The 9,662-nt window shown below is 72.9% G+C and carries 8 protein-coding genes; 7 read left to right on the top strand and 1 reads right to left on the bottom strand.

The window, feature by feature from the left end; all coding sequences use genetic code 11:
- The 7 genes from HUW36_RS17675 to HUW36_RS17705 form a co-directional block, all read left to right on the top strand.
- A partial coding sequence (locus HUW36_RS17675; protein ID WP_174529184.1) for a heterodisulfide reductase-related iron-sulfur binding cluster occupies positions 1–755 on the top strand: 755 nt, incomplete at its 5' end.
- Positions 755–1,177: a glutaredoxin domain-containing protein gene (locus tag HUW36_RS17680; RefSeq protein WP_174529185.1), complete on the top strand. Its 423-nt coding sequence runs from the start codon at positions 755–757 to the stop codon at positions 1,175–1,177. The genes HUW36_RS17675 and HUW36_RS17680, both read left to right, overlap by 1 nt.
- Before the next feature lie 137 nt (positions 1,178–1,314).
- Positions 1,315–1,896 carry a TetR/AcrR family transcriptional regulator gene (locus HUW36_RS17685; RefSeq protein ID WP_174529186.1) on the top strand — a complete coding sequence of 194 codons (582 nt, stop codon included), beginning with the start codon at positions 1,315–1,317 and terminating at the stop codon, positions 1,894–1,896.
- A 76-nt stretch (positions 1,897–1,972) separates the two neighbouring features.
- On the top strand, positions 1,973–3,067 hold the full coding sequence (locus tag HUW36_RS17690; protein ID WP_174529187.1) for a Gfo/Idh/MocA family protein: 1,095 nt from the start codon (positions 1,973–1,975) through the stop codon (positions 3,065–3,067).
- A 57-nt stretch (positions 3,068–3,124) separates the two neighbouring features.
- Entirely contained in the window at positions 3,125–4,084 is a 960-nt protein-coding gene (locus HUW36_RS17695) for a quinone oxidoreductase family protein (RefSeq protein WP_174529188.1), read from the top strand.
- Between the two features lie 147 nt (positions 4,085–4,231).
- A complete protein-coding gene (locus tag HUW36_RS17700; protein ID WP_174529189.1) occupies positions 4,232–5,215 on the top strand; it encodes a zinc-dependent alcohol dehydrogenase family protein in 984 nt (327 codons plus the stop codon).
- Positions 5,216–5,372: 157 nt separating this feature from the next.
- The gene (locus tag HUW36_RS17705) at positions 5,373–5,753 is read left to right on the top strand and encodes a VOC family protein (RefSeq protein ID WP_174529190.1); all 381 of its coding nucleotides are present in this window, start codon (positions 5,373–5,375) and stop codon (positions 5,751–5,753) included.
- Positions 5,754–5,794: 41 nt separating this feature from the next.
- Here the strand turns inward: HUW36_RS17705 and HUW36_RS17710 are convergent, their stop codons facing one another.
- A complete protein-coding gene (locus HUW36_RS17710; RefSeq protein WP_246248208.1) occupies positions 5,795–9,304 on the bottom strand; it encodes a glycosyl hydrolase in 3,510 nt (1,169 codons plus the stop codon).
- Positions 9,305–9,662 lie beyond the last annotated feature (358 nt).

Consider the following 9,662-nt stretch of genomic DNA (forward strand, 5'->3'; position numbering starts at 1 on the left):
GGCAGCGGGACCTGCCGCGCGGCGGCACACCCCGCCGGGCCCACCCGGCCGACGAACCGGACGCCGTCTTCGTGCCGTCCTGCCTGGGCACGCTCTTCGCTCCCGCCGAGGGCGGCACCGGCGTGGCCGCCGCGCTGCTCGCGCTCGCCGACCGGGCCGGCGTACGGCTGCTCGTGCCGGACGGGATCGGCGACCTCTGCTGCGGCACGCCCTGGTCGTCGAAGGGCCTCACCGACGGCTACCGGGCGGTGCGCGACCGGGTCCCGCCGGTGCTGCGCGCGGCCAGCCGGGACGGGACGCTGCCGGTGGTCAGCGACGCCGCCTCCTGCACCGAGGGCTTCGACCGGCTGCTCGCCGACGCCGGGGACGTGCGGGTGGTGGACGCGGTCGCCTACACCGCCACCGCGCTGCTGCCCCGGCTGACCGTGCGCCGCCGGCTCGGCTCGCTGGCGCTGCACCCGACCTGCTCGTCCACCCGGCTCGGTCTGGACGACGCGCTGCTCACGGTGGCCCGCGCGGTCGCCGACGAGGTGGTCGTCCCGGACGGCTGGCAGTGCTGCGGCTTCGCCGGCGACCGGGGCCTGCTGCACCCGGAGCTGACCGCGTCGGCCACCCGCGCCGAGGCCGCCGCCGTCACCGCGCGGCCCTTCGACGGGTACGCCTCGGTGAACCGCACCTGCGAGATCGGCCTGGCCCGGGCCACCGGGCAGCCGTACCGGCACCTGCTGGAACTGCTGGCGGAGGTGACCGCCTGATGGGGCGTAGCTGGGGACTCGCGGCGCTGATGCTGGCCGCCGGCGTGCTGGTGGGGGTCGCCCAGGACGGCGTGGTGCCCTCCGCGCTGGGCTTCGCGGGCTTCGCCGGGCTGGCGGTGCTCTTCTCGCCGCTGGCCTTCCCCCGGTCGCTGACCGCCGCGGAGGCACGCCGACGCAGCGCGCGCGACGGGCGTCCGATCGTCTACTGGCGTCCGGGCTGCACCTACTGCCTGCGGCTGCGCCTGCGACTGGGCCGGCGCGCCGGGCGGGCGCACTGGGTGGACATCTGGCGCGACCCGGAGGCCGCGGCGGCGGTCCGGGCGGTCACCGGCGGCGACGAGACCGTGCCGACCGTGGTGCTGCCGGACGGGCCGGTGGTGAACCCCGACCCGGCCTGGCTGCGGGCACGGCTCCCGGCCTGACGGCTTCGCGGCCCGGGCCTCGTCGGGCGGTTCAGAGCGGGCGGGCCAGGTCCGCGAGCAGCTCGGCTACCGCTGCCGAGGGTGGGCGGCGACACAATTCTTTGGCGATCGTTCCAGATTGACCGTACGGTGGGTGCATGGCTCGTACCCGGGAGTTCGACGTCGACGCGGCGGTGGCTGCGGCCATGGAGGCGTTTCGGCGCAAGGGCTACGAAGGGACCTCGATCCGCGACCTGACCGAGGCGACCGGCTTGGGCAGCGGCTCGATCTATGCCGCCTTCGGTAGCAAGGAAGGGCTGTACCTGGCTGCGCTCGACCTCTACCGGCAGCGGTACGCGACGCCGCTGATCGCCATGCTGCGTTCCGGCAGCGACGCGCGGGAGGTGATCCGCGAGGTCTTCGTCGGCGCGGTGGATGAGATCTCCCGGGACGGGAAACACCTGGCATGCCTGATTGTCGGCGCCACGGTCGAGCCGATCCGCGACGACCCGCGGGTCGCCGAGCGGCTCGGGTCGACCACCCGGTCGCTGGAGGCCGCCCTCTTCGATGTGCTCGCCGAGGGGCAGTTGCGCGGTCAGATCCCCACCGACCGCAGCGCCACCGACCTTGCCACCTTTCTGGTGACGAGCCTCCAGGGGCTGCGGGTGATGGGCGGGATCAATCCCGACCGGGCAACTCTGATGCGGTCCGCCGAGGTCGCACTGAGCTGCCTGGATTGACCGGTTCCGGGCTGTTCCGGGTTTTTTGTGAGAATCCAATTCTGTAGCAGACAATCAAGATACTTTCGAGGATGAGATGAAACCGACAGGCGTAGGGATCATTGGGCCGGGCTCGTGGGCGTCGATCTCGCACATTCCGGTGATCGCGGCGTCGCCGGCGTTCGAACTGCGTGCGGTCAGCACCTCCCGTCGTAGCTCGGCGGAGGCTGCGGCGGCCAAGTACGGAGTGCCCGGATACGACGACCACCGCCGCCTGCTCGCCGACCCGCAGGTCGATGTGGTGGTCGTCGCGGTGCAGGTCACCCAGCACTTCGAACTGATCTCGGCCGCGCTCGAGGCGGGCAAGACAGTCTACAGCGAGTGGCCGCTCACCAACGGCCTGGCCGAGGCGGAGCGCCTCGCCGAACTGGCCCGCCGGGCCGGTGTCCGCACCGTGGTAGGGCTCCAGGGACGCTTCGCCCCCGAGGTCCAGCACGCCGCGGACCTGGTTCGCGACGGGTACGTCGGCGAGGTGCTCGGCACCACTCTGGTCGGCTCCGGCATGGTCTGGGGCGGCGAGGTGGCCAACCGCAGCCAGGCCTACTGGTTCGACAACGCCAACGGCGCCACCCCGCTCGCTTCCGCCGCGCTGCACGCCCTCGACCCGCTGCACTTCGTACTCGGCGAGTTCGACACGGTCGCGGCCAACCTCGTGGTGGGGCGCAAGGAGGCGACCGTCACCGAGGACGGCAGCCGGATCCCGGTCACGGTGCCGGATCAGGTCGCCCTGATCGGCACCCTCACCTCCGGTGCCGCCGCCTCGGTCTTCTATCGCGGCGGCGCGTCCCGTGGCGACAACCTCCGATGGGAGATCAACGGCACCGACGGCGACCTCGTTCTGACCTCGGACTGGGGCAACATGCAAGTCGCCCAGCTCACCCTCGCCGGCGGCCGCGGCGCGGACACCACCGTCACCACCATCGACGTTCCCGCGTCCTACTCGGACGGGATCCCCACGGGCCTGGCCCAGACCCCGGCCAGAAGCATCGCGCGGCTCTACGCGCAGTTGGCCCGCGACCTGGCCGACGGCACCCACACCGTGCCCGACTTCGAGCACGCCCTCAACCGGCACCGCCTGAGCGACGCCATCGAGCGCGCCTCGCACACAGGCGTCGCCCAATCCTTGAGGTGACAAACCGGCGGTCGGCGCCTGCGCGCGCCGGCCATCCTGAACAACGGAGTCAACGACGTGAGAGCGATAGGACTGCTGCGCCACGGCGGACCCGAGGTACTGGAGGTCGTCGAGCGGCCGACTCCGCACGCCGGAGCGGGCAAGGTCCGGATCCGGGTACGTGCCACCACCGTCAACCCCGCCGACACCCTGATCCGGAGCGGCGTCACGCCCATCCGGCAACGCGGAACGGAACCAGTCATCCCCGGCCTGGACGTCGCCGGCACCATCGACGAGATCGGCCCCGGCACCAGCGGCCGCCTCGCCGTCGGCGACCGGGTGATGGCCATGGTCAACCCCACCCGCCCGGCCGGCGGCGGGTACGCCGAATGGGTGGTGCTCCCCGAGTCGTGGGTCGTCCCGGCGCCGGTCGGGGCGAGTCACGCCGAGGCCGCCACGCTCCCGACGAACGGGCTGACGGCCTTGCACGCCCTCGACCAGCTACGCCTTGGTCCGGACAGCACCGTCGCCGTCACCGGCGCGGCCGGGGCGGTCGGCGGCTACGCCGTACAACTGGCCAAGGCGGCCGGACACCGAGTGCTGGCCGACGCCGCCCGCCAGGACACCGACCTCGTCGCGTCGTTGGGCGCCGACCACATCGTCGACCGCGGGCCGGGAGTCGCCGATCGCTTCCGCGCGCTCACCGCCGACGGCGTCGACGCCGTCGTCGACGCCGCTGTCATCGGCGCCCCGCTGCTGTCGGCGATCCGCCGTGGCGGCACCCTGGCGTACGTACGCGGCGGGCCGGACCAGGCGGCGTTCGAACGGGCGGCCGCGACGCGCGGCGTGACCCTCGTCTCCGCCCACGTGCACGATTACGACGGGCGACGCGACAAGCTCGACCTGCTGCGCCGGCTCGCCGACGAGGGACGGCTCAGCCTCCGGGTCGCGGACACCTTCCCGCCTCAGCACGCGGCGCAGGCCCATCGGCTCCTGGCGGCCGGCGGCGTCCGGGGCCGGCTGGTCATCGAGTGGTGAGCCCGCAGGCGAGCTGGTCGGCACGGCGCCGGACCGGGATCGCACTCCGGTGGCAGACGTCCCGGGCACATCGGTGCTGGTCGTGCGTACCCTGCTCGGCCGGTCGGCGGAACTTCACCAGAAGGAACTGGAAGGAGAGGTGACAACATGCGCGCGGTAGTGCTCAAGGAATTCGGCGCCCCGCTGGTCCTCACGGAGATCGAGAAGCCGGTACCGGGTCCCGGACAGGTGTTGGTCCGGGTCGCGGCGAGTGGTGTCAACCCGCTGGACACCAAGATCCGAGCGGGAAAGGCCGCCCACGCCCGGGTACAGCCACCGGCCGTACTCGGCCTGGACCTGGCCGGTGTCGTGGCGGGGGTCGGCCCGGGGGTCACCGGCTTCGACTCCGGTGACGAGGTGTACGGGCTGACCGGTGGCGTGGGTGATCTTCAAGGGTCGCTCGCCGAGTACGTCGCCGTGGACGCTCGGTTGCTCGCCCGAAAACCGGAGTCGCTGAGTTTGCGCGAGGCGGCGGCTCTGCCGCTGGCCGTCATCACCGCCTGGGAAGGGCTGGTGGACCGGGCGCGGGTGACGGCGGGCCAGCAGGTACTGGTGCACGGCGGCGCCGGCGGCGTCGGGCGGATCGCCGTCCAGCTCGCCCGTGCCCGCGGCGCTGAGGTCTTCGCCACCGGATCGCCCCGAAGCTTGGAGACCATCGCTCGGCTCGGGGCGACTCCGATCGACTACACGAGCACGGCGGTCGAGGACTACGTCACCGCGTACACCGGCGGCGAGGGCTTCGACGTGGTCCTCGACACCGTCGGCGGCGCCGGCCTGGACGAGTCTTTCACCGCGGTACGCACCTACACCGGCCATGTCGTCAGCATTCTGGGGTGGGGTACGCACAGCCTCGCGCCGCTGTCGTTCCGTGGGGCCAGCTACTCCGGAGTCTTCGCCCTGCTTCCGATGCTGACCGGCCAGGGACGGGAGCACCACGGCGAGATTCTGCGCGACGCGGCCGTCCTGGTTGACCAGGGAGCGTTGCGGCCGCTCGTCGATCCTCGGCGGTTCACCCTCGCCACGGTGACCGACGCCCACACCATCGTGGAGAGCGGCACCGGTGCCGGCAAGATCGTGATTGAGGTCGAGTGACGAGGCACCTTCCACCCTTTCTCGCGATCGGGATCGCGACCGCACGGGCGTCGGCCAGTGTGGGCGGCAGAGGTGGTGTCGGCCGTGCGCGGCGGCCGACACAGCCTGCTGATCCGCCGCGACACCCGAACGGCGGCTGCCGTACTAGTCTCGGGCGATGCATCGATCCCGGCTCTACGCTTTGATCATCGACGCGCCCCAGGAGTCCGCGGGGGAGGTCACCGCGTTCTGGTCCGCCGCGCTCGGCGCCGAGGTCCGCACCGACCCGAGCGAGCCCGAGTTCACCGGCCTGGCCGACGTGGTGCCGGGTCTGGTCACCGCCGTGCAGGCGGTGGACGACGCGCCCCGCCACCACCTCGACATCGAGACCGACGACGTGCCGGCCGAGGTCGAGCGGTTGCGGGGGTTGGGCGCCACCCCGGTCTCCCGCTGGCAGGACTGCCACGTGCTGCGGGCGCCCGGCGGTCACCTGGTCTGCGTGATCCCGGTGGCCAGCGAACCGGAGCTGTTCGAGGCCACCGCGACCCGCTGGCCGTGAGCCGGCGCCCCGGCCGGTGAGGGCCGGGGCGCCGGAGCCGGTCAGGCGGTGTAGGGGAGGGTGACCGTCGAGCGGTCGCCGGTGCCGAGCGTGGTGGGCCCGGCGCCGATGGCGTTCCACACCTCCACCGTCACCGTGCCGCCGGCCAGGTCGCCGAGCGCCCCGACGCCGGAGGACAACCCCCGCTCCTGGGTGTAGTGCTCCCACCCAGGCGCCGGATCGGTGGCGAAGTACTGGTACGTCTCCACCCGGTCGGCGGTGCCGTCGCCGGTCAGGTCGTAGGAGACCCGCACGTGGGTGCCGTTGCCGACCGTCGTGCCCGCGTCCAGCAGCAGGTCGAACCGGGTCGCCCCGCCGGTGTAGCGGGCGGTCAGGCCGGCGGCGGTGAACCTCAGCGGCTGCCCGCCGGTCGCCGGGACGGTCATCGTGGCCGAGGTGCCGGCCGCGCCGGCCAGGCCGGCCGGCCCGACCAGGTGACGCTCCGCGGTGAACCCGCCCGACGGCGGAGGCGTCGTGGTGGCGGTGCTCCCGGCGTACGGCAGCACCAGGCGGGACCCGTCTCCGATGCCGAGCGTGGTGGGCCCGGCGCCGATGGCGTTCCACACCTCGATCCGGACCGTCCCGCCGGACAGGTCGCCCGGCGTGCCGGTGGCCGAGGTGAGGCCCTGCGTCTGCCGGTAGTGCTCCACCCCGGCGACCGGGTCGGTGGCGTAGTACCGGTAGGTCTCCACCCGGTCGAAGGTGCCGTCGCCGGTGAGGTCGTAGGAGACCCGGGCCTGGACCCCGTTGCCGACCGCGGTGCCCGCGTCGACGGCCAGGTCGAACGCCGTGTTCCCCCCGGTCCAGGCGCCGGTCAGTCCGGTGGCGGTGAAGACCTGCGCGTTGGCCGGCGTGCCGTCGTGGTTGCCGTTGGCCGCGGCGACGGTGACCGTGCCGGCCGGGCCGGGGGTGCCGCCCAGCGTCCCGCCGGAGCCCAGGTAGCGGGTCGGCTCCAGCGCCGGCGGCGGGGTGGTCGGGCTCGGGCTGGTCGGCGTCGGGCTCGGCGTGGTCGGCGTCGGGGTGGGCGTGGTCGGGGTCGGCGTCGGGGTGCTCGGCGTCGGGGTCGGCGTCGACGTCGGCGGGGGACCGGTCGGCACCGTCACGCCGCCGGTGGCGCTGCCCCCGCTCCAGGTGTACGCCCCGGACGTGGCGGTCTTCCCGGCCGGGACCGCGAGCGTGGTGCCGTCGGAGAACGTGACGGTCAGCGGTGCGGCGGTGATGTTCGATGCCACGTACGTGCGCTCGGTGCCGGTGCGGAACACCTTCGCCAGCGGGTGGTTCGCGGTCACCGAGGTGTCCACCGTGCCGAGCGCGGCGAGGTTGCGGATCCAGTGGAACGTGTGCGCCTTGCTCTCGCCCTCCTCGCTGGCGAAGGTGCTGTTGGCCCGGAAGTTGCGCAACGCCTGCTCGCCGTCGCCGAGGGCCAGGAACTCCCAGATGATGTCCTGCCAGACCGTCGGCGGGCCGTTCTTGTTGGCGAGCAGCTCCGCGTAGTTGGCCTTGACGTACTCCGGGTGGTCGCCCAGGTAGAGGTGACCGCCGGTGATCGGCAGCATGTTGATGCCCTGGATCATCTCCGGGGCCGAGGAGAACCAGGTGGCGTACGCTCCGCCGTCGCCCCACACCATGCCGACGGTCTTGTGGCCGAAGCCGGCCGGGAAGTTCTCGTCGTGCACGTCGAACCAGTATTCGGAGATGGCCGCCGACTGGGTGGTCCACAGGTAGACGCCGGCGTCGCGGACGGCGGTGTTCCCGGTCGCCTGACCCCACTGGATGAGCGCGTTGGCGAAGTTCATGCCCTCGGACGAGGACTCCTGGTTGTTGCCGGCGAAGAACGGCGCGAGGCCGGAGGCCCAGTCATGGCCGGCGTAGATGTCGAAGTCGCGCAGGTAGGGGAACCGGTTGTCGGCGCGGTCGTAGTTGTTGGCGTCGCGGATGAGCAGGTCGACCATGCCGCCGTAGCGGGTGTCGTCGGCCCAGCCCGGGTCGAACTTGGCGACCGTGGCCGCGGCGGCGACGAAGTAGCCGTAGTGGAAGTGGTGGTCGTTGAGGTCCTCGTCGGAGCCGTACGAGGCGGGGTAGCCGATCAGGGTGCCCCAGTTGCGGTCGTAGTAGAACAGCTGGCCGGTCTCGCCGGAGCCGGCGGTGAGCCAGTTGGTCAGCCGCGCCTTCATGGCCGTCACCGCCGCGTCCCGCACGGCGGTGAGGCCGAGCTGGTCGGCGATCTCGGCGATCCGGGCGGCGCGGCCGAGGCCCTTGCCGGCCCAGTAGGTGTCCCGGCCGCTGATTCCCTCCGGGTTGGCCAGCTCGGCGTTGAGGTAGTTGGTGACCGTGGTCAGGTCCGCACCCGTCGCGTCACCCACCGCCGGCACCTCCGGCAGCACGCCGGTGTAGCGCATCGAGGTGGTGAACGACGGCGTCCCGACGAGCACCCGCATGGCGCCGCGCGCGGAGACGTACGTTCCGGTGATCGGGGTGGCGCCGGTGAGGCTGCGCCACTGGTGCGGGTAGAGCGCCACCACGGTCTTCGTCTCGGTGCCCTCCCGGGGCGTGGTGGTGAACGCGTACGTGGTGCGCACCGTGCCGGTGGACTGGTCGTACGCGTAGCTCATCCGGGTGCCGGTGACGTGCGCGTGGGCGTACCTGCCGTACTCGTCGGCCAGGGCGGCCTTGTCCGCGCCGCCGGGCAGCACGGCGACCGAGAAGTAGCCCTTGCCGGCGAGCGTCGAGCTGATGCCGGCGCCGTTGACGGTCCAGGTCGCGCCGGTCGGCGCGTACGCGACGTAGTCGTGGCCGTTGACGGTGAAGCCGATGGTGGCGCCGGAGTTGCGCCAGACCGTCGGGGTCGCGGTGGCGGTGAGCTGCGCGGCGCCGCCCCCGGTGACGGTGTAGTAGCTGAACGGCAGCCCGTGGCCGATGGTGGCCCGCATGCTCCGGTTGCCGTCGCTCCAGTCGGCGGTGACCGTCCAGTCGGTCCAGTCGGCGGCCTTGACCACCGGCGCGGCGAGGCCGGCCACCCCGACCCGGACGTCCTCGGTGTACGGGTAGTGGAACTCGCCGACCCCGGTGGCGGTGCCGCTGATCGCCGGTGTGGTGGTGTAGGACAGCCCGAGCCCGTTGTTCTCGGCCTTGAACGCCAGCGGGTGGGCCTGGAGGTTCTCGCTGGTGCCGCAGTTGTTGCGCTTCCAGATCAGCGACGACCACCAGTCGTTGGTGGGAATCGCGCCCGCCGGGGCGTCGGCGGTGGCGAAGATCCGCGGGTTGGTGCTGACGGTGCCGCAGCCCTTGGGCAGCACGGCGCCCGGCGGCAGCGTCTCGGTGTAGCTGCCCGCGCCGACGGTGCCGGCGGCGGCGGTGCCGCCACCGCCGACCACGACGCCGAGCAGGCCGGCCGCGAGCACGGACACGGCGGCGAGGGCGACCGCACGACGGGAGCGTCGGCGGGCGGGGGACGGAACCGGTTCCGGCGGCGGTACGGCGCCGGGGGAGAAGTCCCGCAGGGGGAGGGTCATGGAGGTCCCCTTCGTCAGGAGAAGGCGGGGTACGGGTGGTGGTCCGATGGTCGAGAGAGCGCTCTCTTGAGAAGCGAGATTAGGTTCCGGTTACGTGTCCGTCAATGTCTCGTTACCGGAGAGAGCGCTCTCCCGACCCGCCCCAACGCCCGTCCCGCGACCCCTGGCACGGCCCTGACCAGTGCGAGCGGGCGCGACACGACACCGCCCCCCGCCGTACCCGATGGGGTGGCGGAGGGCGGTGCGCGGCTTTTGCGAGTTGCGGCGCTCAGGCGGCGGTCGCGGCGAGCCGGTCCATACCGGACATCGGCGCCGGGGCGGCGCCCGGCTGCTCGCCGCCGGTGCGGCGCGGCCCGGG

The organism is Micromonospora maritima (assembly GCF_902825405.1).
Lineage (GTDB): Bacteria > Actinomycetota > Actinomycetes > Mycobacteriales > Micromonosporaceae > Micromonospora > Micromonospora maritima.

Bases quoted from the DNA above. Each gene is read 5' to 3' on its own strand.
- HUW36_RS17685 (WP_174529186.1), top strand. From the start codon at position 1,315: ATGGCTCGTACCCGGGAGTTCGACGTCGACGCGGCGGTGGCTGCGGCC.
- HUW36_RS17680 (WP_174529185.1), top strand. From the start codon at position 755: ATGGGGCGTAGCTGGGGACTCGCGGCGCTGATGCTGGCCGCCGGCGTG.
- HUW36_RS17710 (WP_246248208.1), bottom strand. From the start codon at position 9,304: ATGACCCTCCCCCTGCGGGACTTCTCCCCCGGCGCCGTACCGCCGCCG.
- HUW36_RS17705 (WP_174529190.1), top strand. From the start codon at position 5,373: ATGCATCGATCCCGGCTCTACGCTTTGATCATCGACGCGCCCCAGGAG.
- HUW36_RS17700 (WP_174529189.1), top strand. From the start codon at position 4,232: ATGCGCGCGGTAGTGCTCAAGGAATTCGGCGCCCCGCTGGTCCTCACG.
- HUW36_RS17690 (WP_174529187.1), top strand. From the start codon at position 1,973: ATGAAACCGACAGGCGTAGGGATCATTGGGCCGGGCTCGTGGGCGTCG.